This is a genomic window from Pseudomonas sp. TE50-2 (genome assembly GCF_040813665.1).
Lineage (GTDB): Bacteria > Pseudomonadota > Gammaproteobacteria > Pseudomonadales > Pseudomonadaceae > Aquipseudomonas > Aquipseudomonas soli.
The window spans coordinates 5,106,386-5,129,900 of the sequence record NZ_JBFNXN010000001.1 but is presented as its reverse complement, the minus strand read 5'-3'; the positions used below and the strand labels follow the sequence as shown (position 1 = coordinate 5,129,900).

The 23,515-nt window shown below is 66.5% G+C and carries 25 protein-coding genes; 5 read left to right on the top strand and 20 right to left on the bottom strand.

Features of this window, described 5'->3' with window-relative positions:
* Positions 1-159 precede the first annotated feature (159 nt).
* Both AAHK21_RS23455 and AAHK21_RS23450 read left to right on the top strand, forming a co-directional pair.
* Positions 160-369, top strand: a complete 210-nt coding sequence (locus AAHK21_RS23455; protein ID WP_046855650.1) for a general stress protein — start codon at positions 160-162, stop codon at positions 367-369.
* Positions 370-472: 103 nt separating this feature from the next.
* On the top strand, positions 473-694 hold the full coding sequence (locus AAHK21_RS23450; protein ID WP_046855649.1) for a DUF6555 family protein: 222 nt from the start codon (positions 473-475) through the stop codon (positions 692-694).
* A gap of 76 nt (positions 695-770) precedes the next feature.
* Here AAHK21_RS23450 and AAHK21_RS23445 read toward each other — a convergent pair whose 3' ends face one another.
* The gene (locus AAHK21_RS23445) at positions 771-938 is read right to left on the bottom strand and encodes a hypothetical protein (RefSeq protein ID WP_160291368.1); all 168 of its coding nucleotides are present in this window, start codon (positions 936-938) and stop codon (positions 771-773) included.
* 146 nt (positions 939-1,084) lie between these two features.
* On the bottom strand, positions 1,085-1,699 hold the full coding sequence (locus tag AAHK21_RS23440; RefSeq protein ID WP_267302742.1) for a response regulator transcription factor: 615 nt from the start codon (positions 1,697-1,699) through the stop codon (positions 1,085-1,087).
* Between the two features lie 106 nt (positions 1,700-1,805).
* On the opposite strand from AAHK21_RS23440, the gene AAHK21_RS23435 reads away from it, so the two are divergent.
* Positions 1,806-3,425 carry a hybrid sensor histidine kinase/response regulator gene (locus AAHK21_RS23435; protein WP_367858490.1) on the top strand — a complete coding sequence of 540 codons (1,620 nt, stop codon included), beginning with the start codon at positions 1,806-1,808 and terminating at the stop codon, positions 3,423-3,425.
* Between the two features lie 17 nt (positions 3,426-3,442).
* Here AAHK21_RS23435 and AAHK21_RS23430 read toward each other — a convergent pair whose 3' ends face one another.
* The 16 genes from AAHK21_RS23430 to paaF form a co-directional block, all read right to left on the bottom strand.
* Complete coding sequence (locus AAHK21_RS23430) at positions 3,443-3,754, bottom strand: hypothetical protein (protein WP_367858489.1); 312 nt, start codon at positions 3,752-3,754, stop codon at positions 3,443-3,445.
* 201 nt (positions 3,755-3,955) lie between these two features.
* The gene (paaZ, locus tag AAHK21_RS23425; protein ID WP_367858488.1) at positions 3,956-6,004 is read right to left on the bottom strand and encodes a phenylacetic acid degradation bifunctional protein PaaZ; all 2,049 of its coding nucleotides are present in this window, start codon (positions 6,002-6,004) and stop codon (positions 3,956-3,958) included.
* Between the two features lie 25 nt (positions 6,005-6,029).
* Positions 6,030-7,262, bottom strand: coding sequence for an OprD family porin (locus tag AAHK21_RS23420; RefSeq protein WP_367858487.1), 1,233 nt, complete (start codon positions 7,260-7,262; stop codon positions 6,030-6,032).
* Between the two features lie 35 nt (positions 7,263-7,297).
* Positions 7,298-8,860 (bottom strand): cation acetate symporter, encoded by a 1,563-nt coding sequence (locus AAHK21_RS23415; RefSeq protein WP_225933162.1) that lies wholly within the window; start codon positions 8,858-8,860, stop codon positions 7,298-7,300.
* A complete protein-coding gene (locus tag AAHK21_RS23410) occupies positions 8,857-9,165 on the bottom strand; it encodes a DUF485 domain-containing protein (RefSeq protein WP_023631978.1) in 309 nt (102 codons plus the stop codon). Before AAHK21_RS23410 ends, AAHK21_RS23415 begins: the two co-directional genes overlap by 4 nt.
* Before the next feature lie 122 nt (positions 9,166-9,287).
* Positions 9,288-10,364 carry a 1,2-phenylacetyl-CoA epoxidase subunit PaaE gene (gene paaE / locus AAHK21_RS23405; protein ID WP_367858486.1) on the bottom strand — a complete coding sequence of 359 codons (1,077 nt, stop codon included), beginning with the start codon at positions 10,362-10,364 and terminating at the stop codon, positions 9,288-9,290.
* A 15-nt stretch (positions 10,365-10,379) separates the two neighbouring features.
* Positions 10,380-10,904, bottom strand: coding sequence for a 1,2-phenylacetyl-CoA epoxidase subunit PaaD (gene paaD, locus AAHK21_RS23400; protein ID WP_367858485.1), 525 nt, complete (start codon positions 10,902-10,904; stop codon positions 10,380-10,382).
* On the bottom strand, positions 10,891-11,649 hold the full coding sequence (paaC, locus tag AAHK21_RS23395) for a 1,2-phenylacetyl-CoA epoxidase subunit PaaC (protein WP_367858484.1): 759 nt from the start codon (positions 11,647-11,649) through the stop codon (positions 10,891-10,893). The genes paaD and paaC overlap by 14 nt, the downstream gene beginning before the upstream one ends.
* 8 nt (positions 11,650-11,657) lie before the next feature.
* The gene (gene paaB / locus AAHK21_RS23390; protein ID WP_046855639.1) at positions 11,658-11,939 is read right to left on the bottom strand and encodes a 1,2-phenylacetyl-CoA epoxidase subunit PaaB; all 282 of its coding nucleotides are present in this window, start codon (positions 11,937-11,939) and stop codon (positions 11,658-11,660) included.
* Between the two features lie 26 nt (positions 11,940-11,965).
* Positions 11,966-12,955, bottom strand: coding sequence for a 1,2-phenylacetyl-CoA epoxidase subunit PaaA (gene paaA / locus AAHK21_RS23385; protein WP_367858483.1), 990 nt, complete (start codon positions 12,953-12,955; stop codon positions 11,966-11,968).
* A 216-nt stretch (positions 12,956-13,171) separates the two neighbouring features.
* Positions 13,172-14,491 carry a phenylacetate--CoA ligase PaaK gene (gene paaK / locus AAHK21_RS23380; RefSeq protein ID WP_367858482.1) on the bottom strand — a complete coding sequence of 440 codons (1,320 nt, stop codon included), beginning with the start codon at positions 14,489-14,491 and terminating at the stop codon, positions 13,172-13,174.
* A 94-nt stretch (positions 14,492-14,585) separates the two neighbouring features.
* Complete coding sequence (gene pcaF, locus AAHK21_RS23375; RefSeq protein WP_367858481.1) at positions 14,586-15,806, bottom strand: 3-oxoadipyl-CoA thiolase; 1,221 nt, start codon at positions 15,804-15,806, stop codon at positions 14,586-14,588.
* Positions 15,799-16,248, bottom strand: a complete 450-nt coding sequence (gene paaI / locus AAHK21_RS23370; RefSeq protein ID WP_110604710.1) for a hydroxyphenylacetyl-CoA thioesterase PaaI — start codon at positions 16,246-16,248, stop codon at positions 15,799-15,801. The genes pcaF and paaI overlap by 8 nt, the downstream gene beginning before the upstream one ends.
* A complete protein-coding gene (gene paaH, locus AAHK21_RS23365) occupies positions 16,241-17,758 on the bottom strand; it encodes a 3-hydroxyacyl-CoA dehydrogenase PaaH (RefSeq protein WP_367858480.1) in 1,518 nt (505 codons plus the stop codon). Before paaH ends, paaI begins: the two co-directional genes overlap by 8 nt.
* A 2-nt stretch (positions 17,759-17,760) precedes the next feature.
* Positions 17,761-18,555: a 2-(1,2-epoxy-1,2-dihydrophenyl)acetyl-CoA isomerase PaaG gene (paaG, locus tag AAHK21_RS23360; protein ID WP_367858479.1), complete on the bottom strand. Its 795-nt coding sequence runs from the start codon at positions 18,553-18,555 to the stop codon at positions 17,761-17,763.
* 31 nt (positions 18,556-18,586) lie between these two features.
* Positions 18,587-19,360: a 2,3-dehydroadipyl-CoA hydratase PaaF gene (paaF, locus tag AAHK21_RS23355; protein ID WP_367858478.1), complete on the bottom strand. Its 774-nt coding sequence runs from the start codon at positions 19,358-19,360 to the stop codon at positions 18,587-18,589.
* Between the two features lie 339 nt (positions 19,361-19,699).
* Between paaF and paaY the strand changes: the two genes are divergently transcribed.
* Entirely contained in the window at positions 19,700-20,299 is a 600-nt protein-coding gene (gene paaY, locus AAHK21_RS23350; RefSeq protein WP_217869676.1) for a phenylacetic acid degradation protein PaaY, read from the top strand.
* Positions 20,300-20,358: 59 nt separating this feature from the next.
* Positions 20,359-21,282 (top strand): phenylacetic acid degradation operon negative regulatory protein PaaX, encoded by a 924-nt coding sequence (gene paaX, locus AAHK21_RS23345; RefSeq protein ID WP_139671043.1) that lies wholly within the window; start codon positions 20,359-20,361, stop codon positions 21,280-21,282.
* Between the two features lie 55 nt (positions 21,283-21,337).
* Here the strand turns inward: paaX and AAHK21_RS23340 are convergent, their stop codons facing one another.
* On the bottom strand, positions 21,338-22,321 hold the full coding sequence (locus tag AAHK21_RS23340; RefSeq protein WP_094009906.1) for a fatty acid desaturase: 984 nt from the start codon (positions 22,319-22,321) through the stop codon (positions 21,338-21,340).
* A 19-nt stretch (positions 22,322-22,340) separates the two neighbouring features.
* On the bottom strand, positions 22,341-23,408 hold the full coding sequence (locus tag AAHK21_RS23335) for a GNAT family N-acetyltransferase (RefSeq protein WP_367858477.1): 1,068 nt from the start codon (positions 23,406-23,408) through the stop codon (positions 22,341-22,343).
* Between the last annotated feature and the right edge of the window lie 107 nt (positions 23,409-23,515).

Below are 23,515 nucleotides of genomic sequence, written 5' to 3'. Positions count from 1 at the left end.
ACCGTCAGTAGTCAGAGCTGTGACCCTTGGCCAGGCGGATAAGTGCCGTCGGTCAGAACCTCGGTACAACAAATGAGCCGTTGGCCTGCGCCCCTGTTCGTAATTAAGTGCACGGCATCTTCGCGCGGCACGTCCAACCCAGCGTAAAGGAGAAACGTCATGGCTCGTGACCAGGATCAGACCGGACAACGCGGCGGCACCAAGGAAACCAACCCCGGCAACTTCGCCAACGACCGTGAAAGGGCCTCGCGGGCGGGCCAGAAGGGTGGCCGCAACTCTGGCGGCAACTTCGCCAATGACCGCGCCCGCGCCTCCGAGGCCGGCCGCAAGGGTGGCCGCAACAGCCACGGGAGCGCCAGCGGTTCGTGACCTTACGGGCCCTCCCTTGCTGTTGCCGGACATTTTTTGAATTTTCATGGAACGACGTGATCTGTCAGAAAGTCATCCATGGAGAAGAGGAGGGCCTGCGTCAATGCCAAGTCCCCAGCTGTTTACCATCGAATACCTGCTGCACGGTCAGCCACGGCGTTTCATCATCCGCCAGGAACACATGGACAATGCCGAGGCCTGGCATTGGGCGAGTTGCGACGCGGGTTTGGGGATCATTCCGAAGTTCGGACGCGAGCGCATCAAGAAAGTCAGCCGGCCCATGGCCGAACGGCATGGGATAACCGATGTGCGCTGGCGGGTCTGAAGCGGCGTGGATCTGGGCAGGCAATAGACTTCAGTGAAAGAGCGGGCCTGGCCCGCTCTTTCACTGCCATGCACACTCAGGCGCCTGACTCCGGGTCGCTGGCCGGAACCGCGGGGCGGTTCTCTTCCTCGGTCAGGTTCGGGTCGGCATCCGGGTCGTCGGCCTGATCGTTGCGGCGGTCTGGCTCGAGTTCCGGCCAGTCGCTCTGCACATCGCCACCGCCCATCCAGTGTTTCGTGCTCATGTCGTCATCCTCTCCTCAGAGTGAAAAAACGGCCCACGCTCGGGCAGGCCGAACACAGGAGTGAACATCGCCACCCTCATGGATTGGGAGGTTGCAAAGCACTTGAAGGGTCGATTGCATGCCACGGTGCGCCGACCAGCGGTCGCTCAGTTTCCGGAATATTTCACCGCAGCGGCCGTGCGGGTCGGCACATTGAGGGTCTTGAGCAGCGACGACACATGGATGCGCACGGTGAATGGCGAGATGTCCAGTGCCCGGGCGATCTCCTTGTTGGTCTTGCCCTGGGCGATCAGGCGCAGCACGTCCTGCTGGCGGTGGGTGAGCTGTTCCAGCTCGCTGGGGGCATCCAGCTGTGGCAGCAACCCGCTGGGCGCGTAGTCGACCACCACTTCGCCGTCGCGAATGGCGAGGATGGCCGCGCCGATGGCTTCGGGGCTGACGCTCTTGCCGATGAAACCATCGACGCCGGCGGCCATGACTTCGCAGATCACCTCCGGGTCGTCGACCATCGACACGACGATCAGCGTGGTGCGCTGCAATTGGCGGCGCAGTTCGGCGAGGCGGCCGATGCAGGTGAGGCCGGGGAAGCGCAGGTCGAGGATCAGGGTGTCGGGCGTCTCGCCCATGCTGGCCAGCCTGAGCACATCGGCCAGGCTGCCGGCTTCCTCCAGGCGCGCCTCGGGCAGGATGCGCCGCACGGTGTTGACCATGGCCTCCCTGAACAGCGGATGGTCATCCGCCACGATGATGCGGCAACTCACGTCGTGGAACTCCCTGTCAGCCGACACATGCTAATTTAGCAGTCACCTGCGGTTTTTTCCCACGCAGCGTGCCGCAAATGCCGACTGGCGCACAAGGACGTTACCCATGAAGTTCGAGAAGAACAACGAGCTGGACCAGGCCAACCTGCGCATCATCGTCGCCTCCTGTGCGATAACCTACGTGGCGTTGCTGGGTTTCCTGCCGGGCCGCTCGCCTGCCACCTACCTGCCGGTACTGCTCTACTACGCGGGGTTCGTGGTGGTGTCGATCGGCATGCGCCAGGCCATCAAGCGTTGGCCCGGGCACTACCCGGCGCGACGCATCTTCGGCATGCTGGGCGATTACACCGGCACCAGTTTCGGCCTGGTGGTCGGCGGTGAAACCGCGCTGCCGCTGTATGCGGTGATGGTCTGGATCAACCTGGGCAACGGCATGCGCTTCGGCTCGCGCTACCTGGCCATCGCCACCGTGCTGGCCCTGGCCGCGCTGGTTGTGGTGTGGCAACTGACCCCCTATTGGCAGGAACAGCCGTTCCTGCTGCCGATGCTGCTGACCACCAGCACCCTGATTCCGTTCTATGCCCACCTGCTGCTGGAGCGCACGCGCAAGGCCACGGCCCTGGCCGAGGCGGCGACCCGCGAGAAGTCGCGCTTCCTGGCCCAGGCCAGCCACGACCTGCGCCAGCCGATCCACTCCATCGGCCTGTTCACCGCCTGCCTGCGCGAAGCGCGGCTGGGCGAGGAGGAGCGGCGCCTGGTGGACAGCATCGACCGCTCCCTGCTCAACGTCTCGCAGTTGTTCCGCTCGATCCTCGACCTGTACACCCTGGACAACGGCCGGGTGCAGCCGAAGTGGGAAACCTTCGCCGTGGACGGTTTCCTGCGCGAGTTGTTGCGCCAGAACAGCGAGGCGGCGCGCTGGGCTGGGGTCGAGATACGCCTGGTGCCCAGCCGCCACTGGACACGCGCCGACCCGGGGATGCTCGCGACCATGGTGCAGAACGTGCTGTCCAACAGCTTCAAGTACGCCGCCGGGCGCCCGTTGCTGATCGGCGTGCGGCCACGCGGCGAGGGGCTGGCCATCGTCGTCTGCGACCAGGGTCGGGGCATTGCCGAGGAGCACCAGGGTCACGTGTTCGAAGAGTTCTACCGGGTGCGCGAGGCACGTGACAAGGACGTCGAGGGCGTCGGCCTGGGGCTGGCCATCGTCAAGCGACTGGGGCAACTGATGGGTTTGACGGTCAGCCTGCGCTCGCGCCAGGGGCATGGCACCACGCTGACCTTGCAAGGGTTGCCCAAGGTGCCGGCACAGGTGCCACGGGCCGTTGCCGACCAGGCCGTGCAGGCCGGCATGCTCACCGGTTTGCGGGTGTGCCTGGTGGAGGATGACCATAACGTCCTGCAGGCCACCAGTGCCTTGCTGCAACGCTGGGGCTGCGAGGTTCAGGCCGAGAGCTCGCCCTTTGGCCTGGCCAGTGACTGCGATGTGATCGTTGCCGACTACGACCTGGGCCCACAGGCCACCGGCATCGACTGCATCGACCAGTTGCGCGCGCAACGCGGCGCCGAAGTGCCGGCGCTGATCATGACCGGCCATGATATCGACAGGCTGCAGGGCGCCCTGCAGGCACGGGGTATCGCGGTATTGGCCAAGCCGGTGCGACCGGCGGAGCTGCGCGCGGCGCTGCGGGGTTTGCGTGAGAGCGTGGCGGCGCCGGTCGTCTAGGCCGGCGCCGTCGACCATCACTGGAATACCGGCGCCTGGCCTTCTTTCCAACAGGTGGGGGATGGCGTGTAGATACCCATGCCGGCCACGGCCACCAGGCCGCCGCTGGGCACCTGGCAGTCGTACTGGCCCTTGCTGGTGCTGGCGGTGAAGTAGGTGGTGTTGGAGTCGCTGCGCAGGTTGCTGACCTTGCTCACGGGCACGCCCAGGGTGACCTCGGTGCGTTGCTTGAGGGTGTCGGCGCTGGGGCTGGCGGTCTGGCAGCCAGCCACGGCGGCAAGGCCGGCGAGCAGGACGAGGGACTTGAAGGAGAAGGACTTGAGGATCATCGCGTTGCTTCCTTGGCATTGTTCTCGGTACCGCGCCCGCGCCGCCAGGAAGGGGGCTGGCGGTGGGACGCTGGGCCGACTATAGCGCCAGGGAAACGTTGCGCGATGTAGGGCGGATGTGCGAGGTGGCATTTTGCCTTGATCGGGTTGCGGGATGCCTGCCATCTGACTGCATGCAGGCATCTCGCCGCCCATTCGCAGTCAGCGCTTGAGCACCAAGGTCAGAATGTCATAACTGGCCACCAGCTCACCCAGCTGGTTGGTCACCTCTACATCCCAGGCCACCACCCCTTGCGCCTGCCCCAACGGGCTGGTCTTGCCCTGGTCGATCTTGCGCTTGCAGGTCAGGCGCGCCTGGATGGTGTCGCCGATGCCCACCGGGGTGATGAAGCGCAGCGTGTCCAGCCCGTAGTTGGCCAGCACCGGCCCTTCGCCGGGGCTGACGAACAACCCGGCGGCCGCCGACAGCACAAAGTAGCCATGAGCGATGCGCCTGCCGAACTGCGACTGTCTGGCGGCGATCTCGTCGAAGTGCATGTAGAAGTGATCGCCCGACAGGCAGCCGAAGTTGACCAGGTCGGCCTCGGTCACCGTGCGGCGGTGGGTCAGCAGCGACTCGCCGATGCGCAGGTCGTCGAAATGGCGGCGGAACGGGTGTACTTCGGTTTCGATCACCTCGGCGCCGCGCACGTACTCGCCGGTCACTGCCATCAGCATGCTCGGCGAACCTTGCACCGCGGCGCGCTGCAGGTAGTGCTTGACCGCGCGCAGGCCGCCCAGCTCCTCGCCGCCGCCGGCACGACCGGGGCCGCCGTGCTTGAGCTGCGGCAATGGCGAACCATGCCCGGTGGACTCCTTGGCCGCCTCGCTGTCGAGTACCAGCAACCGCCCGTGCCAGGCCGCCGCCACCGGGATGGCCTTGGCCGCCACGGCGCAGTCGGCGGTGACCAGGCTCGCCACCAGGCTGCCCTTGCCGCGGGCGGCCAAGGCCAAGGCCTCGTCGAGGTCGTCGTAGGCCATCAGCGTGCTGACCGGGCCGAACGCCTCGATATCATGGGCACCGCCCTCGGCATGCGGGTCGCGGGCCAGCAGCAGGGTCGGGGCAAAGAACGCGCCCTCGGCCACGCCATCGCCGACCGGGGTGAAACCGTCACTGGCGCCCAGCAGCTGCTCGCAGGTGGCCAGCAACTGGTGCACGCGCTCGGCGACATCACGCTGCTGGTCATGGGAGGCCAGCGCCCCCATGCGCACGCCTTCCACCGAAGGATCGCCCACCACCACCTTGCGCAGGCGTTCGCGCAGGCGGGTGGCCACCGCGTCGATGTGCCTGGCCGGGACGATGGCGCGGCGGATCGCGGTGCATTTCTGCCCGGCCTTGGTGGTCATTTCCCGCGCCACTTCCTTGATGTACAGCTCGAACTCCTCGCTGTCAGGGCTCACGTCCGGACCTAGGATGGCGCAATTCAGCGAGTCGGCCTCGGCGTTGAACGGCACCGAGTTGCGGATCAGGTTCGGGGTGACGCGCAGCTTGGCTGCGGTATCGGCGGAGCCGGTGAAAGTCACCACGTCCTGCCCCTGCAGGCGCTCGAGCAGGTCGCCGGTGCTGCCGATCACCAGTTGCAGGCTGCCGGCCGGCAACAGGCCCGATTCGTTCATCAGCCGTACCACGGCCTCGGTCAGGTAGCTGGTGGACGTGGCAGGCTTGACGATGCACGGCATGCCGGCCAGGAAGGTCGGGGCGAATTTCTCCAGCATCCCCCAGATCGGGAAGTTGAAGGCGTTGATATGCACGGCCACGCCCGCACGCGGCACCAGGATATGGCTGCCGGCGAAATGGCCTTGCTTGCCCAGGGGGATCGCCGGGCCTTCATGCACCAGGTTGCCCGACGGCAGCTCGCGGCGGCCCATGCTCGAATAGGCGAACAGCGTGGCGTTGCCGCCTTCGATGTCGATCCAGCTGTCGGCGCGGGTGGCACCGCTGTGATGGGACAGGGCGTAGAGCTGCTCCTTGCGCTCGGCCAGGTACAGCGCCAGGGCCTTGAGCCGGGCGGCGCGCTGCTGGAAATCCATGGCCAGCAGCTGCTTCAGGCCCTGGACGCGGGCAAAGTCCACGGCCTCGGCGAAATCCGGGCGCTCTTCGTGGCTGTAGGCCAGGACGTGGCCATCAAGGGCGCTGCGCAGGGCCTGGGCGCCGTGCTGGCCGATCCAGCGGCCGGCGATGAAGCTTTGCAGGGTAGGGGCGGCGGACATGCTGTTCTCCTTTGAAGGGGCGCGCTTACCAGAGCGCCAGGGTGTAGCCGATGATCAGGCGGTTTTCGTCCACGGCGTTGGTCAGGCCATTGCCGGAACGGAAGGTGACGTTGCGCCAGCGCAGGCTGACGTCCTTGAACGGGCCGCTCTGGATCACGTAGGTGATGTCAGTGTCGCGTTCGCGCTCGCGGCCATTGCTGAGCGTGGCGGTTTCGGCATGGCGGCCGTCGGTGTAGCGGGTCATGAAGCTCAGCCCGGGGATGCCCATGGCCACGAAGTCGTAGTCGTAGCGCAGCTGCCAGGAGTCGAGCCCGGCGCGGGTGAAGGTGTTGTAGGTAACCAGGTTGACGGTGTACGGATCGCCGCCGTTGAGGAACGGGAAGGCGCTGTCGCCGGACATCTGCTGCCAGGTGGCGGTGAACTTGTGGGCCTTCACGCCCAGGGTGAACATGGCGTTGAAGTTGCGGTTGTCGATGTTGCCCGCGCGCTCGGCGCCGTCGCCGCGGCTGTCGAAGTAGCGCAGGTCGCTGCGCAGGCTGACGCCCTCGGCCAAAGGCTGGGTATGCAGAAAACCGACGTATTGCTGGCGGTAGATGTCCTCGAGCTTGGCGTAGTAGTAGCTGACGCTGGCCTGCGGGGTGATGGCGTAGCTGCCACCGCCGAAGTCGAAGTGGTCGCTGCTGGCGGCGCCGTAGCCGATATCATCGCGCCCGGACGAGTCGCGCAGGTTGGCCTTGGTCAGGCGCCCGCCGTTGAAGGTCAGGCCGTCCAGCTCCTGGCTGGTCAGCAGGCCGCCCTGGAAGGTCGAGGCCAGCAGGCGGGTGTCGTTGTACACCACCACCGGCAGGATCGGCTGCAACGTGCCCAGGCGCAGGGTGCTCTTGGAGACCCGCAGCTTGGCGGTCAGACCCAGCTCGCTGTAGTCGTCCACTGGCTCCAGACTGTTTGGCCCGTAGGGCAGCAGGCCGGTGTTGCGTCGGTCGCGGCTGGAGTCGAGCTTGATGCCCAGTTGGCCCATGGCGTCCACCCCGACACCAACCGGCCCCTCGGTGAAACCCGACTCGAAGCGGGCGGTGAAGCCCTGGCCCCATTCCTCGGCCTTGCTCTGCGGGGCGTTGTTCTGGCGGAAGTCGCGGTTGATGTAGTGGTTGCGCAGTTCGAGGCGGGCGTGACTGTCAGCGATAAAGTCCGCCATGGCCGGCAAGGGCAGGGCGAGGGTGGCCAGCCAGGCGGCTGACTTGAGGTGGGTGCGGTTCATTGTTGTTGTACCCGACATTGTTATTGTTCTTGAGGTCAGTGCTTGCTGGCACCGGCGGCGCCGATACCAGTCATGGAGCGGATGAACTGGGCCAGGTAGCGCCCACGCTCTTCATGCGCCCGCTGCGAGCCGTCGGTGACCGAGAAGGCCCAGGCCGCGAGGAAGGCCAGCGACATGGAGAACAGCGCCGGGTTGCTGTAGGGGAACAGCGCCCGTTCGTTGTGCAGCACGTTGACCCACACCGCCGGGCCCAGCACCACCAGCACGATCGCCGAGACCAGCCCGGCCAGGCTGCCGCCCACCGCGCCACGGGTGGTCAGGCCTTTCCAGAACATCGAGAGCAGCAGCACCGGGAAGTTGACCGAGGCGGCCACCGCCAGCACCAGGCCGGAGAGGAAGGCGATGTTCTGCGACTCGAACAGCAGCCCCAGCAGCACCGCGAACAGGCCGATCCCCAGGGTGGCCAGGCGCGATACGCGCATTTCTTCCTGCTCGCTGGCCTGGCCCTTGCGCACCACGCAGGCGTACAGGTCGTGGGATACCGCTGAGGCGCCGGACAGCGCAAGGCCTGCGACCACGGCGAGGATGGTGGCGAAGGCCACCGCCGAGATGAAGCCGAGGAACAGGTTGCCGCCCACCGCCTGGGCCAGGTGCACCGCGACCATATTGCCGCCGCCGATGATCGCCCCGCTGGCGTCGCGATAGGATGGCTCGGTACCGACCATGACGATGGCGCCGAAGCCGATGACGATCAGCAGCAGATAGAAGTAGCCGATGAAACCGGTGGCGTAGAACACGCTCTTGCGCGCTTCCTTGGCGTCGCTGACGGTGAAGAAGCGCATGAGGATATGTGGCAGGCCTGCAGTGCCGAACATCATGCCCAGGCCCAGGGAGATGGCATCCACCGGGTTGGACAGCAGCGCGCCCGGCGCCATGATCGCCTGGCCCTTGGCGTGCACGGCCACGGCGCTGGCGAACATCGCCTCGGTGCTGAAACCGAAATGCCTGAGCACCATGAATGCCATGAAGGTGGTGCCGGAGAGCAGCATCACCGCCTTGATGATCTGCACCCAGGTGGTGGCGAGCATGCCGCCGAAGGTGACGTACAGCACCATCAGCGCACCCACCAGCATCACCGCGTACAGGTAGTTGATGCCGAACAGCAGCTCGATCAGCTTGCCGGCGCCGACCATCTGCGCCACCAGGTACATCAGCGCCACGGCCAGGGTGCCGAAGGCCGAGGTCAGGCGCACCGGAGCCTGGGCCAGGCGGTAGGAGACCACGTCGGCGAAAGTGTACTTGCCCAGGTTGCGCAGGCGCTCGGCGATCAGGAACAGGATGATCGGCCAGCCGGCCAGCACGCCCAGGGCATACAGCAGGCCGTCGTAGCCGTTCATGAACATCATTGCCGAAATGCCCAGGAAGGACGCGGCGCTGATCATGTCGCCGGCGATCGCCAGGCCGTTCTGCATGCCGGTGAGGCCGCCGCCGGCGGTGTAGAAGTCGCTGGCCGAGCGGGTGCGCAGGGCGGCCCAGCGGGTGACCAGCAAGGTGAAGCAGACGAACACCAGGAACATCGAGATGGCGGTCCAGTTCATCGCGCGCACTCCTGCTTGACCACTTCGTTGAGCGGGTCGATGACGCGGTTGGCGCGGTGCATGTAGATGCCGGTAAGGGCGAAGGACAGCAGCACCATCAGCACGCCCACCAGCATGCCGACGCTGGTCACGCCGCCGCTGAGGGACTGGCCGAGCACGCCCGGGGCGAAGGCCACCAGCAGGACGAAGCCGTAATAGGCGACAAACATGGTCAGCGTCAGGCTGCCGTTGAGGCGGCGCTTGCGCTTGATCAGTTGCACGAAGGCGGGGTGGTTGCTGATGGTTTCGATGTGTTCGGGTGTCATGGGAGCGTTCTCTCTGGCTGTTGTAATTGTTTTTCAGGTCACGCGGGTGTTACCGAAGGCTTCATCGCTGGCAAGCCAGCGCTTGTGGGAGCTGGCTTGCCAGCGATGAAGGCAATGCGGTCTCAAAGCTGATCGAAGTCGAGCACCACCTTGTCGCTCAGCGGGTAGGTCTGGCACGACAGCACATACCCGGCGGCCACTTCGTAGTCTTCCAGGGCATGGTTGCTGTCCATCTCCACCTCGCCCTCGACCACCTTGCACTTGCAGGTCGAGCACACCCCGGCCTTGCACGAGTACGGCAGCTCGGCACCGATGGCATTGCCGGCGTCGAGCACGCTGCGGGTGTTGCGCGGCAGGTCGAAGGCCAGGGCGCGGCCATCGCTGATCACGGTCACCTGGCTGACCGCCGAATCCAGCTCGCGGGCCGCTTCACGGGCCTCGCGGCGGGCTTCGCTGCCGGTGGCGGCGAACAGTTCATAGTGGATGCGCTGCTTGTCCATGCCGTTGGCCTGCAGGCTGTCGCGCACGGTTTCGGTCATGGCCTGGGGGCCGCAGATGAAGGCGGCATCGAGTGAGGTCACGTCGAGCCAGCGGGAGAACAGCTGGCCGCACTTGTCGGCGTCGATGCGGCCGTTGTACAGGTCGACGTCCTGTTGCTCGCGGCTGAACACGAAGATCAGGTTGAGGCGCTCGAGGTACTGGTTCTTCAGGTCCTCGAGGCGGTCGCGGAACAGCGCGCTGTTGCTGGCACGGTTGCCGTACAGCAAGGTGAAGCGGCTGTCTGGTTCAGTGGCCAGCGTGGTGGCGACCAGCGACAGGAGCGGGGTGATGCCGCTGCCGGCGGCCACGCCCAGGTAGTTGCCCCGGCGCGTCGGCTCCAGCGGCACGAAGAAGTTGCCCGAGGGCGGCATCACTTCGAGCTGCTGGCCGGCCTTGAGCACTTCGTTGGCGAAGGCCGAGAAGCGCCCGCCGGGCACGCGCTTGACCGCCACGCGCAGCTCGCCATCCTGCACTGCACTGCAGATCGAATAGGAGCGGCGCACTTCCTCGTCATCGAGCTGGGTGCGCATGACCAGGTACTGGCCCTGGGTGAAACGGAACTCATCGCGCAGGTGCGCGGGCACGTCGAAGGCGATGGACACCGCGTCGCGGGTCTCCTGGCGCACTTGCTTGATGGTCAGGCTGTGAAACTGACTCATGGCATTCTCCACGGCTCAAAGGCATTTGAAATAGTCGAACGGTTCCAGGCAGGCGCGGCAGCGGTACAGGGCCTTGCAGGCGGTTGAGCCGAACTGGCTGAGCAGTTCGGTATCGGCGCTGCCGCACTGCGGGCAACACACGCTGGGTGCCGCACCGCGCAGGTTGGCGCTGCCCTCGGGTGGGGCGATGCCGTAGGCGCGCAGCCGCTCACGGCCTTGCGCACTGATCCAGTCGGTGCTCCATGCCGGGGTGAGACGACGCTCCAGCGCAGGCTCGGCGAAACCGGCCTGTTCCAGGGCCTGGCGAATGTCACTCTCGATCACCTCGGTGGCCGGGCAGCCGGAGTAGGTCGGGGTGACCACCAGGTGCAGGTGGCCGGAGCGCCAGTCGAGGTCGCGCACGACACCCAAGTCGACCACGCTGACTACCGGTACTTCCGGGTCCATCACCTCGGCCAGCACCGCCCAGGCCCGGCTCAGGTCGCCATCGCGCAAGGCCCTGGCGCCGCGGTCGCCGGCGATCAGCTCACCAGGTCGCATCGGGGTAGGCTCGCGGCAGGAACTGCATTTCAGCCAGCAGCAGGCCGAGGTGTTCGCTGTGCAGGCCCTTGCGCCCGTCCAGGTAGAAGTGGCTGGCGACCTTGGGCAGGGGCAGGTCGACCGAGGCGAAGATGGCCGTGACGGTATTCAGCCAGTGCTGGGCGATCCGCGCCGGGTCGGCGCCGATACCGGCATTGGCCAGCTGGACTTCGCCGTCGTTGGCCACGCTCAATTCGACCGTGAAGCGCCACAGTGTCGGGATGGCTTCGAGCATGCGCCGACGGCTTTCTTCAGTGCCGCCGCCCAGGCGCTGCACCCACTCGCCGGAGCGGCGCAGGTGGTAGGTGACTTCTTTCAGGGCCTTGGCGGCGATGCCGGCGATGCGTTCATCGCTGGAGGCCGTGAGCCCTTCGAGCGTGGCGTGGTGCCAGGCGTCGTAGAGGAACTGCTTGAGCATGGTGACGGCGTAGTCGCCGTTGGGTTGCTCGACCAGCAGCAGGTTGCGGTAGGCGCGTTCGTCGCGGCGGAACGCCAGGGCATCGGCGTCGCGGCCGTCCTCCAACAGTTCGGCGGCATAGTCCAGCCAGTTGCGCGCCTGGCCCACCAGGTCGAGGCCGACGTTCATCAGCGCCAGTTCTTCTTCCAGCGCCGGCGCCTTGCCGCACCACTCGCACAGGCGCTGGCCCTGGACCAGGGCGCTGTCGCCGAGCAGCAGCAGGTATTGGATGAGTGCTTGCTTGTGCATGGCGGGCCTCACATGTGTCCGACTTCGGCGGGCAGCTCGTAGAAGCTGGCATGGCGGTAGATCTTGTCGTCCGCCGGGGCGAACAGCGGGTCCTTCTCGTCGGGCGAAGAGGCGGTGATCAGCGCCGAGGGCACCACCCACAGGCTCACGCCCTCGCTGCGGCGGGTGTACAGCTCGCGGGCGTTCTCGATGGCCATGGCGGCGTCGGCGGCATGCACGCTGCCGACGTGCTTGTGGTTCAGGCCGTGCTTGCTGCGCACGAATACTTCGTAGAGGGTCCAGTCAGACATGCTCGATCTCCGCATCGATGGCCGCTTCAGGCGGCGTTCTTGTTGTGTTGCTTGCGCGCATAGGCCACGGCGGCCTCGCGTACCCAGGCGCCGTCTTCGATGGCCTTGCGGCGGGTGGTGACGCGCTCCTGGTTGCATGGGCCGTTGCCCTTGAGCACCTCGTAGAACTCTTCCCACTGGATCTGGCCGAAGTCGTAATGGCCGCGTTCGGCGTTCCACCTGAGCTCAGGGTCGGGAGCGGTGCAGCCGAGCAGTTCCAGCTGTGGCACGGTCTGGTCGATGAAGCGCTGGCGCAGTTCATCGTTGCTCTGGCGCTTGATCTTCCAGGCCATGGACTGGGCGCTGTTGGGCGAATGTTCGTCGCTGGGGCCGAACATCATCAGCGCCGGCCACCACAGGCGGTCGATGGCGTCCTGGACCATGTCCTTCTGCGCCTGGGTACCGTGGCGCATCATGGTCAGCAGCAGTTCGTAGCCCTGGCGCTGGTGGAAGCTTTCTTCCTTGCAGATGCGGATCATGGCGCGGGAGTAGGGGCCGTAGGAGGTGCGCTGCAACACCACCTGGTTGACGATCGCCGCGCCGTCCACCAGCCAGCCCACCGCACCCATGTCGGCCCAGCTCAGGGTCGGGTAGTTGAAGATGCTCGAGTACTTGGCCTTGCCGCTGTGCAGCTTGGCGATCTCTTCGTCGCGGTCGGCGCCAAGGGTTTCCATGGCGCTGTACAGGTACAGGCCGTGGCCGGCCTCGTCCTGGATCTTGGCCATCAACTGCAGCTTGCGCTTGAGCGAGGGGGCACGAGTGACCCAGTTGCCTTCCGGGAGCATGCCAACGATCTCGGAATGGGCGTGCTGGGAAATCTGGCGGATGAGCGTCTGGCGGTAGGCCTCGGGCATCCAGTTCTTGGCTTCGATCTTGATCTCGGCGTCGATCTTCTCCTGGAAGGCGCGCTCTTCGGGCGACATCTCTTCCAGGGTCTTCAGGCGTTTGACGCCGGTTTCTACGAGCTGTGCGTACATAGTCGGGCTCCCGCTGATGGGCTGCTTGGGGCGTGGGTCATTTATAAGCGATACAAAACACAACATCAAACAGTATTTGATGTATCAAATAAGATTTGTGTATCGCTTTCGCATGAAGTTGGCCGGGCGTGGCAGCGGGCTTGCGCCGCCATAACGTTCGGCCAGGCGAAAAAAAGCCCCGGAACTTGGCCGGGGCTTTCCAGGAAGCGCTATCGGTCAGCTGGCCAGGCGCTTGTCATACACATGACAGGCCTTGCCCTCTGAACGTTTCAGCGTGCCGCACGGCTGCAACTGGATCTGCGTGCTGATGCCGATGTAGGTCTTGATCTGCTTCGCCAGTTCACCCACCACCTGCTTGCGCTGCCCCTCGTCGAGGTACTGGCTGTCGCTGCGCAGTTCAACATGCACCTCGACGCTGTCGAGATTCCCGTTACGATACAGATGAATCTCATAAAGTTCTGAAAGCTGTTTTATCTTGAGCACCTGCTCCTCGATCTGCGTCGGGAACACATTGACCCCGCGGATGATCAGCATGTCGTCGCTGCGCCCGGTGATCTTGCCGATGCGCCGCATCGGCCGCGCCGTGCCTGGCAGCAGACGGGTGAGGTCGCGGGTGCGGTAGCGCACCATCGGCAACGCCTCCTTGCTCAGCGAGGTGAACACCAGCTCGCCGAGCTGGCCGTCCGGCAGCACCTGGCCTGTGACCGGGTCAATGATCTCGGGGTAGAAATGGTCTTCCCAGATGGTCGGGCCGTCCTTGGTCTCGATGCACTCCATGGCCACGCCCGGACCCATGATTTCCGACAGCCCGTAGATATCCAGGGCGTCTATGCCCAGGCGCTGCTCGATGGCGCGGCGCAGTTCGTCGGTCCAGGGTTCGGCGCCGAAGATGCCCAGGCGCAGCTTGAGGTCGTGCGGGTCGATGCCCTGGCGCTCGATCTCATCGGCGAGGTTGAGCATGTACGAGGGGGTGACCATGATGATGTCCGGCTGGAAGTCGCGGATCAGCTGCACCTGCTTCTCGGTCTGGCCGCCGGACATGGGGATCACCGTGCAGCCCAGGCGCTCGGCGCCGTAGTGCGCGCCCAGGCCGCCGGTGAACAGGCCGTAGCCGTAGGAGACATGCACCTTGTCGCCGCGGCGCCCGCCGGCGGCGCGAATCGAGCGCGCCACCACGTTGGCCCAGGTGTCGATATCGTTCTGGGTGTAGCCGACCACCGTCGGCTTGCCGGTGGTGCCGCTGGAGGCGTGCAGGCGCACCACCTGGTCCTGGGGCACGGCAAACATGCCGTAGGGGTAGTTGTCGCGCAGGTCGTTCTTGCCGGTGAAGGGGAAGCGGGCCAGGTCCTCCAGCGATTTCAGGTCGTCGGGATGGGCGCCGCAGGCGTCGAAGCGCTGGCGGTACAGCGGCACATTGGCGTAGGCGTGGTTCAGGCTCCAGCGCAGGTGCTCCAGCTGGTGCTGGCGCAGTGCGTCTAGGCTGGCGGTTTCCATCGGGTCGAGCAGGGCGCGGTCGGCATCGTGGTAGAGATTCATGGTTTCACTCGAGTTGTTCTTGTCGTGGGCCGGGGCCCTGAGTGTCATGGCAGGCAGCATACTGCCCGCGTCGCGTGGCGTCTCTGGCGGCTGATCAGAGGCGTTCGATCACCAGGGCGATGCCCTGGCCGACGCCAATGCACATGGTGCACAGGGCGTAACGGCCGCCGGTCTGCTCCAGTTGGTGCAGGGCGGTGGTGACCAGGCGTGCGCCGCTCATGCCCAGCGGGTGGCCCAGGGCAATGGCGCCACCGTTGGGGTTGACCCGCGGATCGTCGTCGGCCAGGCCCAGCTCGCGCAGCACGGCCAGGCCCTGGGCGGCAAAGGCTTCGTTGAGCTCGATCACGTCCATGTCGGCCAGCGCCAGGCCAGTCAGCTCCAGTACCTTGTGGGTCGCCGGCACCGGGCCGATGCCCATTAGGCGTGGTTCGACGCCCGCCACCGCCAGGCCGAGCACCCGGCCACGGGCCTTGAGGCCGTGGCGTTGCGCGGCCCGTGGGCTGGCCAGCAGCAGGGCGCAGGCGCCGTCATTGACCCCCGAGGCATTGCCGGCGGTGACGCTGCCGCCCTCACGGAACGGCGTGCCCAGGCGCGCCAGTTGTTCCAGGGTGGTGTCGCCTCGTGGATGTTCATCGTGCTCGACGCGTTTGGCCGGGCCTTTGCGCTGCGGGATCTCCACCGTGACGATCTCCTGGGCCAGACGACCATTGGCCTGGGCGGCGGCGGCCTTGAGCTGGCTGCGCAGGGCGAAGGCATCCTGGTCTTCGCGGGAGATGTCGAAGCGCTCGGCGACGTTCTCGGCGGTTTCGGGCATCGAATCGATGCCGTATTGCGCCTGCATCGACGGGTTGACGAAGCGCCAGCCGATGGTGGTGTCGAACAGTTGCGCGCTGCGGCCAAAGGCCTGTTCCGACTTGCCCATGACGAAGGGTGCCCGCGACATCGACTCGACGCCGCCGGCCAGCATCAGCCCGGCTTCGCCGCAGCGCAGGGCGCGGGCGGCGTTGCCGATGGCGTCCAGGCCCGAGCCGCACAGGCGGTTGATCGTGGTGCCGGGCACCTCGATCGGCAGCCCGGCCAGCAGGCCGGCCATGCGCGCGACGTTGCGGTTGTCTTCGCCGGCCTGGTTGGCGCAGCCGAGGATCACATCGTCCAGCGCCGCCCAGTCCAGCCCGGGATGGCGCGCCATCAGCGCCTTGATCGGCACCGCGGCAAGGTCGTCGGGGCGCACGCTCGACAGGGCGCCGCCGTAGCGGCCGATGGGGGTGCGCACGGCATCGATGATCAGCGCGTGGGGCAGGCTGGCGTCAGTCATTTGAAGTCTCCGGCGACAGCACGGTGCCGCGCACTTTGTAGGATTTGCCGTGGAACAGGGCGATCAGCTCGCCCTGCTGGTTCTCGATGCGCACGTCGTAGTTGCCGGTGCGGCCTTTGCGGCTTTGTTCGCTGGCGCTGGCCTGCAGGCGGTCGCCGAGCCGCGCCGGGGCCACATAGTCGATGCTGCAACCCAAGGCCACGGCCGCTTCATCGTAGCTGTTGCAGGCGAAGGCGAAGGCCGAATCGGCCAGGGCGAACAGGTAGCCGCCATGGCAGGTGCCGTGGCCCTGGATCATGTCGGCGCGCACGGTCATGCCCAGGCGGGCGCTGCCGGGGCCGGCTTCGAGCAGTTCGATGCCCAGGCCCTGGCTGGCGGCGTCACGGCCGAACATGGCCTCGGCGCAGGCGCGGGCCAAAGCGTGTGCGGATTGATCAGCCATGCAGGCGGCCTCCTTCGGCGTGGGTGCGTCGCAGCAACAGGGACGGGCGGTAACGTGCCTCGCCGTAGCTGCGTTGCAGGTTGTCGAGCACGTTCAGGGTGTAGCCGATGCCCAGGTGGTCGGCCCAGGCCAGCGGGCCGCGCGGGTAGTTGACCCCGGCGCGCATCGCCAGGTCGATGTCGCCGGGGGTGGCGACGCCTTGCAGCACGGCGTCGGCGGCTTCGTTGGCGAGCATGGCCACGGTGCGCAGCACCACCAGGCCGGGCAGGTCGGCCACCGGGCAGGCGCTCAGGCCGGCCCGGGCAAGCAGGGCGACGGCCTGGTCCAGGGCCACGGCGCTGCATTCGGCGCCGTGGCTGATGGCCAGGCGCGGGGCGCTGGCGTAGTCCAGGGCCAGGTCCAGCAGCACCAGGTTGCGCAAGCCGTCCTCGCGGGCGCGTTGGCTGGCCAGGCGGCCATCGGACAACGCCAGGGTGGCATCTCCCACACGGAGCAGGCCCGCGCCGGCGCGTTCTGTGACGTCGATACCGTTGGCGCGCAGGCGCTCGACCAGGGGCTGCAGGGCACCCAGGTCACCTTCCACCGTGCAGCGCTCGACAGACGTCTGGCTGGTCAATGTCGCGGGCTGTAGCCTTTCGGCACCCTCGGCGTAGTCATAAAAGCCCTGGCCGGTCTTGCGCCCGAGGCGCCCGGCATCGACCAGCTCTTTCTGCACCAGCGACGGCTGGAAGCGGAAATCGCCATAGAAGGCTTCGAACACCGAGCAGGTCACCGCGTAGTTGACGTCGTGGCCGATCAAGTCGGTCAGCTCGAATGCGCCCATGCGAAAGCCTCCGGCATCGCGCAGCAGGGCATCGAGGGTGGCGCAGTCGGCGGCGCCTTCCTGCAGCAGGCGCAGGCTTTCGGCATAGAAGGGTCGGGCCACGCGGTTGACGATAAAGCCCGGCGTCGAGCGGGCATGCACCGGTTGCTTGCCCCAGGCCCGGGCGGTGTCGTAAAGCGTGGCCGCCAGGCTCGGCGCAGTGGCCAGCCCGGAGACGACCTCCACCAGCGCCATCAAGGGCGCCGGGTTGAAGAAGTGCATGCCAATGACCCGTTCCGGGTGCTTGAGCCCGGCAGCGAGGCTGGTGATCGACAGCGAGGAAGTGTTGCTGGCCAGGATGCAGTCCGTGGCGCACAGGGCTTCAAGCCGACGCAGCAGGTCCTGTTTGACTGGCAGTTGTTCGACGATGGCTTCGATCACCAGATGGGCCTCGGCCAGGGCGTCGAGGCTGTCCACCGGTTGCAGCCGGTCGCGGATCGCGCTGCGGCTGTCAGGCGCAAGCTTGCCTTTTTCCACCTGCCGGCCGAGCAGGCGATCGATGCCTTCGATCGCCTGCTCGGCGGCGCCGGGGCGCGTATCGTAGAGGCGCACGGGATGGCCGGCCTGGGCCGCTACCTGGGCGATGCCGGCCCCCATGGCGCCTGCGCCGATCACTGCCACCAGGGCGTCGTTGTCGAGTGCGGCCATGGTCAGCGCCCCTTGAACACAGGTGTGCGTTTGTTCATGAAGGCGCTGACGCCCTCGCGGTAGTCCTCGCTGCGCCCGGCCAGGCGCTGGAGGTCGCGCTCCAGCTCCAGCTGTTCATCGAAGCGGTTGTCGAAACTCTGGTTGAGGGCACGCTTGATCAAGGCCAGGCCGTAGGTGGGCTGGGCCGCCAGGTGACGGGCCAGGCCGAGTGCTTCGTCGCGCAGCGCGGCATCGTCCACCACCCGGTGGATCAGCCCCCATTGCTCGGCCTGCTCGGCGCTCAGGCGCTCGCCCAGCATGGCCAGTGCCTTGGCCCGGGCCATGCCGACCAGTCTGGGCAGCAACCAGGTGCCGCCGGAGTCCGGCACCAGGCCAATCTTGCAGAACGCCTGGATGAAGCTCGCCGAGCGTGCCGCCAGCACCAGGTCGCAGGCCAGTGGCAGGTTGGCCCCGGCACCGGCGGCCACGCCGTTGACCGCGCAGATCACCGGCAGCGGCATGTCGCGCAGGCTGCGCACCAGCGGGTTGTAGAACTGCTCGATGGACTGGCCAAGGTCGGGCAGCTCTGCGCCGGGCGCGACATTGCGGTCGGCCAGGTCCTGGCCTGCGCAGAAGCCACGGCCTTCGCCGGTCAGCAGCAGTACCCGGGCGTGTTCGCTGTGGCGTACCTGCTTCAAGGCCTCGCGCACCTCCAGGTGCATCGCGGTATTGAAGCTGTTGAGCTGCTCGGGCCGGTTGAGCGAGAGGAGGGCAACGCCGTCGTCGCCGATGGAAAACAGGATGTGCTGGAAAGACATGACTGGCTCGCTCCGTCAGTCGGTGGAAGGCTTACAGCCCTTGGAATCGGGCCGGGCGTTTTTCCTGGAAGGCGCGGATGCCTTCGTTGCGGTCGGCGGTGCCGGCCAGCAGGGTGAAGGCGTGGCGCTCGAAGCGCAGGCCGCTCGCCAGGTCCATGTCCTGGGCCTTGAGCAGCGCCTCCTTGGCCAGGCGCACCGCCAGCGGCGCCTTGGCGGCGATCGCTACGGCCACCTGCAGGGCGCGCTCGACGGTGAGTTCGGGTTCGGTGACTTCACTGACCAGGCGGGCCTGCAGGGCATGGCGGGCGCCGATGGCCTCGCCGCCGAGGACCATCTGCATGGCCAGCGGCTTGCCCACGGCGCGCAGCAGGCGCTGGGTGCCGCCGGCGCCGGGGAGGATGCCGAGGTTGATTTCCGGCTGGCCGAAACGGGCGTCGCTGCCGGCGATGACGATATCGGCGCACATCACCAGTTCGCAGCCGCCGCCGAGGGCGAAGCCGTTGACGGCGGCGATCAGGGGTTTGCCGAAACCGGCGATGCGTTGCCAGTGGGCCACGCGTGGGTCGTCGAGGATGCCGACCAGGTCGCGCTGGGCCATTTCGTTGATATCGGCGCCGGCGGCGAAGGCCTTGCGACTGCCGGTGATGACCACGGCTCGGATCTGCGGATCCTGGTCGGCGGCATGCAGTTCTGCGGCCAGCTCTTCCAGCAGCGCTGTGTTCAGGGCGTTCAGGGCTTGCGGGCGGTGCAAGGTGATCAGACGGACACCGTCCGCCGGGGCCTGCACGATGAGGTTGCTTGGCATGGGGTACCTCGGGCTGCACGTTCGGCGCCGGCTGGGGCCGGCTTTTCTTGGAATTGTTCGTGGTGCTGGGGCAAGTATATGTTCAATACGATACATAAAATCAACATAGAAATTGTAATTACGTATCTATATTTGAAGCGCGTGACGCTAACGCGGGGCAAGCCTGCTCTCACGCTGCCTCGCTTTTATAGCTAATACTGGGGGCTGGCTTGCCGCACGATGAGGTCTTCACTGACCTGAAGCTTGTGAACAAAGCGATACACCAGCAAGGCATTGACTAAGCGATTTGATCTGATACAGGATCGACAAATCTTCTGAATCATATCGAGAGCCAGACCCATGCCCTGCTACCGCCTCGACGGCCTGACCCCCGTGGTGCATCCCAGCGCCTATGTACACCCCAGCGCCGTGCTGATCGGCGACGTGCTGGTCGGCGCAAACTGCTACATCGGCCCCTTGGCCTCGCTGCGCGGCGATTTCGGGCGAATCATCCTGGAAGAGGGCGCCAACCTGCAGGACACCTGCGTGATGCACGGTTTTCCCGGCGGCGACACGGTGGTCGAGCGCAACGGCCATATCGGCCATGGCGCCGTTCTGCACGGCTGCCGGATCGGCGAGGATGCCCTGGTCGGCATGAACGCGGTGGTCATGGACGCCGCGCATATCGCCCCGCGTTGCATCGTCGCCGCCACGGCCTTCGTCAAGGCCGGCTTCGAATGCCCGCAGCAACACCTGGTGGTCGGCGCGCCGGCCGTGGCCAAGCGCCCGCTCAGCGACCAGGAACTGGCCTGGAAACAGCGCGGTACCGCCGAATACCACAGCCTCGCCCGGCGTTGCCTGAGCGCGCTGGTGGAATGCCCGCCATTGACCGCGCCGGAGCAGGACCGCCCGCGCATGGGCGACTCCGGCTTCAGGCCCAAGGCCGAGGGCGCTGCATGAGCCTTGCGCGGTCGCGGCAGGCAGGTATAGTCGAGGCTTTAGCCGCGCCTCGTTCCCCCATGAGCAGCCTTGCCCCCCTGAATCACCTGATCACCCGTTTCCAGGAGCAGACGCCGATCCGCGCCAGCTCCCTGATCATCACCCTCTACGGCGATGCCATCGAACCCCATGGCGGCACGGTCTGGCTGGGCAGCCTGATCAACCTGCTGGAGCCGATGGGCATCAACGAGCGGCTGATCCGCACCTCGATCTTCCGCCTGACCAAGGAAGGCTGGCTGACCGCCGAAAAGGTCGGCCGGCGCAGCTATTACAGCCTCACCGGCACCGGCCGGCGGCGCTTCGAAAAAGCCTTCAAGCGCGTCTACAGCGCCAGCCTGCCGGCCTGGAACGGCGCCTGGACCCTGGTGCTTCTGGCCCAGCTCGACGCCACCAAGCGCAAGGCGGTGCGTGAAGAGCTCGAGTGGCAAGGCTTCGGCGTCATGGGCGCGAACCTGCTGGGCTGCCCGCGCACCGACCGTGCCGACCTGGCCGCCACCCTGCGCGAGCAGGATGCCGAGGACGACTGTATCGTCTTCGAGACCCACGCCCAGGAAGTGCTGGCCTCCAAGGCCCTGCGCGCCCAGGTGCGGGAAAGCTGGAACATCGAGGAACTGGGCCAGCACTACAGCGAGTTCATCCGCCTGTTCCGCCCGTTGTGGCAGGCGATGAAGGACCTGGACGCGCCAAGCCCGCAGGACTGCTTCCTGGCGCGCACGCTGCTGATCCACGAGTACCGCCGCCTGCTGCTGCGTGATCCGCAGTTGCCGGACGAGCTGTTGCCGGGGGATTGGGAAGGGCGCGCGGCGCGGCAGCTGTGCCGCAACCTGTACCGGCTGGTGCAGGGCAGGGCGGAGGAATATCTGGCCAGCGCGCTGGAGACGGCGGATGGGCCGTTGCCGGATGCCAACGAGAGTTACTATCGACGCTTTGGCGGGCTTGCTTGAAAAGCGGTGCCCTGTAGGAGCGGCCTCGCCCGCGCCTACAGGGACGGTGACGCTTTCAACCCCGCTGATCGAAGAAATGCCCCATCAGCTGCAACAACGGCCGGCGTCGGTTCTTCACCGCGAACTCCCATTCATGGGTCTGCGACGGCGCATGGCCGAGCTCATGCTCGCCCAGCAGCTTCTGCACCTTGGCCAGGCGGTACCAGGGCACCGAGGGGAAGGCATGGTGGACGATGTGCAGGTTGAAGTTGAGGATCACGAAACGCGACCACAGCGGCAGGCTCTTGCAGTCGTGGGACACGCCGTCCTGCTCCCAGAACTGCAGGCGATCGGCATCGCGGGCGAGCAGCGGGGCCTCGGCGTGGTGCGGCAGATTGAGCAGCTCGACCATGAAGAACAGGAACACCCAGGTGATCAGGTAGAACAGCACCAGGTCCAGCAGGTGCCCCAGGCTCCAGGCCAGCACGGCCGCCGCCAGGTAGCCGGCCAGGTACAGGCGGGCGAAGCGGATCTCCTTGAGGATCCGTGGCGAACTGTCGCCCTTGGCCTTGGCGATGAATGGCGCGCGCCAGTTGAGCAGGAAGTGGTTGGCGGCGATCATCGGGATCCAGTGCTTCCAGACGAACTCCAGGGTGCGCTCCTGCTTCTTGGTCATCACCGAGAAGCGCTCGATCATGCCGCGGTTCTCCGGGTCGTTCAGCGGGTGCGCGGTCCAGGTGTGGTGGGCCATGTGGAAACGCCGGCGGACCAGGAACGGCAGGGCGATCAGCCAGCCGTTGCAGTGGCCGATGAAGTCGTTGAACCGGCGGTTGGCCGAGGCGGCGCCGTGGGTCGCCTCATGCATGATCAGGTAGAGCTGCACGGTGGCCAGACCTGCCAGCGCCAGGCCCAGCAACTGCAGGGCGGTGGAGTCGGCGAGCCAGAGGTTCCAGGCCACCGCCAGCAGCAGCAGGTCGGCGACCCACAACATCACGGTCCAGGGTTCCCGGGCGCCGTCGGGGATCTGTTTTCTTACACTAAGCCATTGGTCCTTGGTCACTTGCTGAAACTCCGATCGGTTAGCTGGCGGCCCGGGAAGCCGGGGCCGCGGGAAGGCTGCAGAGGTTGTTGGCCAGGTGCGCGTAGGCCAGGTCGAAGCGGGCGATGTCGTCATCGAAACCGTGGCTGCGCGGCGCCACGGCGAAGTCCTGGAACACCAGCTGGATGCAGTCGTAGCGGCTGCCGTTCTCCAGGTGCCAGGCCGGCAGATAGGCGGTGATCGCAAAGCCCAGGCGGCGCAGGCTGGCCAGCAGCTCCAGCTTGTCGGCCAGGATCACCAGGCCGACGTACTCGGCCTGGGAATACTGACGCAGCAGCGCGCCCAGCTCGGTCAGCACGGCATGGGTCGAGACGTAACGGCCGCATTGGCCCGACAGCATCAGCGCGGCGGCCTGCGGGTCGTGGCTGTAGCTGAGCTGGCCATGGCGTTCGGCGCCGGTCGGGCCGCTGAGGTAGGTGTCCGGGTAGCTGCCGGGGGCAACGGCAAGCTGCAGGGCGGGGTAGAGCAGCCTGCGGATATAGTCGGCGGCGCGGGTGGTCACGTACCAGGGGGCGACGTGCGCGAAGCCGGCCTGGGGTACGGGGTGGATGGCGGTCAGGTGATACTCGCGCAGGCCATCGACCTTGTCCGGGCCGCCGTCATGGCCCACCAGCACGGCGGGGCGGATCTTCTTCATGACACCGTGGCTGGCGATGTTGCGGGTAATGTAGAAGCCCAGTTCCATGGACGCTGGTCGATGCGTCTCGAAACCGAGGCGGACCAGGCTGGAGATGGCGCCGGTCCTGCGCGCGTCAGGGTGAATCACACCATGGCACACCTCCCACGACTGGTTCCACGGGCGGCGGGCGATGCAGCAGCAACCGGCCAGGTTGCCCTCGGCCTCGGCGACGAACCACTGCTGTTGCCCGCTGCTCATCGAGTAGCGGATGTAGGAGGAGCTCTGGCAGGGATGGGTGGTCTGCCCATAGACCTGCTGGAACAGCGCGGCGAGGGCTTCGATATCTGTGGGGCTGGCTGGGCGATAGCGCAGTGTTTCGGTTTCCGGCAACGGCGCAACGGCCGTTTGCGGCGAACGGGTCGCAGTCATGACGCACCTTTTGTCTTTATTGAAGGCGAACGAAGGCAGTGACCGCCCAGGGCAGGTCACGGGCACGTGTGGGTTTTGGCGCTGCGGTCAGTGGCGGGGATGTCGTC

Coding starts and splice junctions, on each gene's coding strand:
- AAHK21_RS23455 (WP_046855650.1), top strand. CDS start 160: ATGGCTCGTGACCAGGATCAGACCGGACAACGCGGCGGCACCAAGGAA.
- AAHK21_RS23450 (WP_046855649.1), top strand. CDS start 473: ATGCCAAGTCCCCAGCTGTTTACCATCGAATACCTGCTGCACGGTCAG.
- AAHK21_RS23445 (WP_160291368.1), bottom strand. CDS start 938: ATGAGCACGAAACACTGGATGGGCGGTGGCGATGTGCAGAGCGACTGG.
- AAHK21_RS23435 (WP_367858490.1), top strand. CDS start 1,806: ATGAAGTTCGAGAAGAACAACGAGCTGGACCAGGCCAACCTGCGCATC.
- AAHK21_RS23430 (WP_367858489.1), bottom strand. CDS start 3,754: ATGATCCTCAAGTCCTTCTCCTTCAAGTCCCTCGTCCTGCTCGCCGGC.
- paaZ (WP_367858488.1), bottom strand. CDS start 6,004: ATGTCCGCCGCCCCTACCCTGCAAAGCTTCATCGCCGGCCGCTGGATC.
- AAHK21_RS23420 (WP_367858487.1), bottom strand. CDS start 7,262: ATGAACCGCACCCACCTCAAGTCAGCCGCCTGGCTGGCCACCCTCGCC.
- AAHK21_RS23415 (WP_225933162.1), bottom strand. CDS start 8,860: ATGAACTGGACCGCCATCTCGATGTTCCTGGTGTTCGTCTGCTTCACC.
- AAHK21_RS23410 (WP_023631978.1), bottom strand. CDS start 9,165: ATGACACCCGAACACATCGAAACCATCAGCAACCACCCCGCCTTCGTG.
- paaE (WP_367858486.1), bottom strand. CDS start 10,364: ATGAGTCAGTTTCACAGCCTGACCATCAAGCAAGTGCGCCAGGAGACC.
- paaD (WP_367858485.1), bottom strand. CDS start 10,904: ATGCGACCTGGTGAGCTGATCGCCGGCGACCGCGGCGCCAGGGCCTTG.
- paaC (WP_367858484.1), bottom strand. CDS start 11,649: ATGCACAAGCAAGCACTCATCCAATACCTGCTGCTGCTCGGCGACAGC.
- paaB (WP_046855639.1), bottom strand. CDS start 11,939: ATGTCTGACTGGACCCTCTACGAAGTATTCGTGCGCAGCAAGCACGGC.
- paaA (WP_367858483.1), bottom strand. CDS start 12,955: ATGTACGCACAGCTCGTAGAAACCGGCGTCAAACGCCTGAAGACCCTG.
- paaK (WP_367858482.1), bottom strand. CDS start 14,491: ATGAATCTCTACCACGATGCCGACCGCGCCCTGCTCGACCCGATGGAA.
- pcaF (WP_367858481.1), bottom strand. CDS start 15,806: ATGACTGACGCCAGCCTGCCCCACGCGCTGATCATCGATGCCGTGCGC.
- paaI (WP_110604710.1), bottom strand. CDS start 16,248: ATGGCTGATCAATCCGCACACGCTTTGGCCCGCGCCTGCGCCGAGGCC.
- paaH (WP_367858480.1), bottom strand. CDS start 17,758: ATGGCCGCACTCGACAACGACGCCCTGGTGGCAGTGATCGGCGCAGGC.
- paaG (WP_367858479.1), bottom strand. CDS start 18,555: ATGTCTTTCCAGCACATCCTGTTTTCCATCGGCGACGACGGCGTTGCC.
- paaF (WP_367858478.1), bottom strand. CDS start 19,360: ATGCCAAGCAACCTCATCGTGCAGGCCCCGGCGGACGGTGTCCGTCTG.
- paaY (WP_217869676.1), top strand. CDS start 19,700: ATGCCCTGCTACCGCCTCGACGGCCTGACCCCCGTGGTGCATCCCAGC.
- paaX (WP_139671043.1), top strand. CDS start 20,359: ATGAGCAGCCTTGCCCCCCTGAATCACCTGATCACCCGTTTCCAGGAG.
- AAHK21_RS23335 (WP_367858477.1), bottom strand. CDS start 23,408: ATGACTGCGACCCGTTCGCCGCAAACGGCCGTTGCGCCGTTGCCGGAA.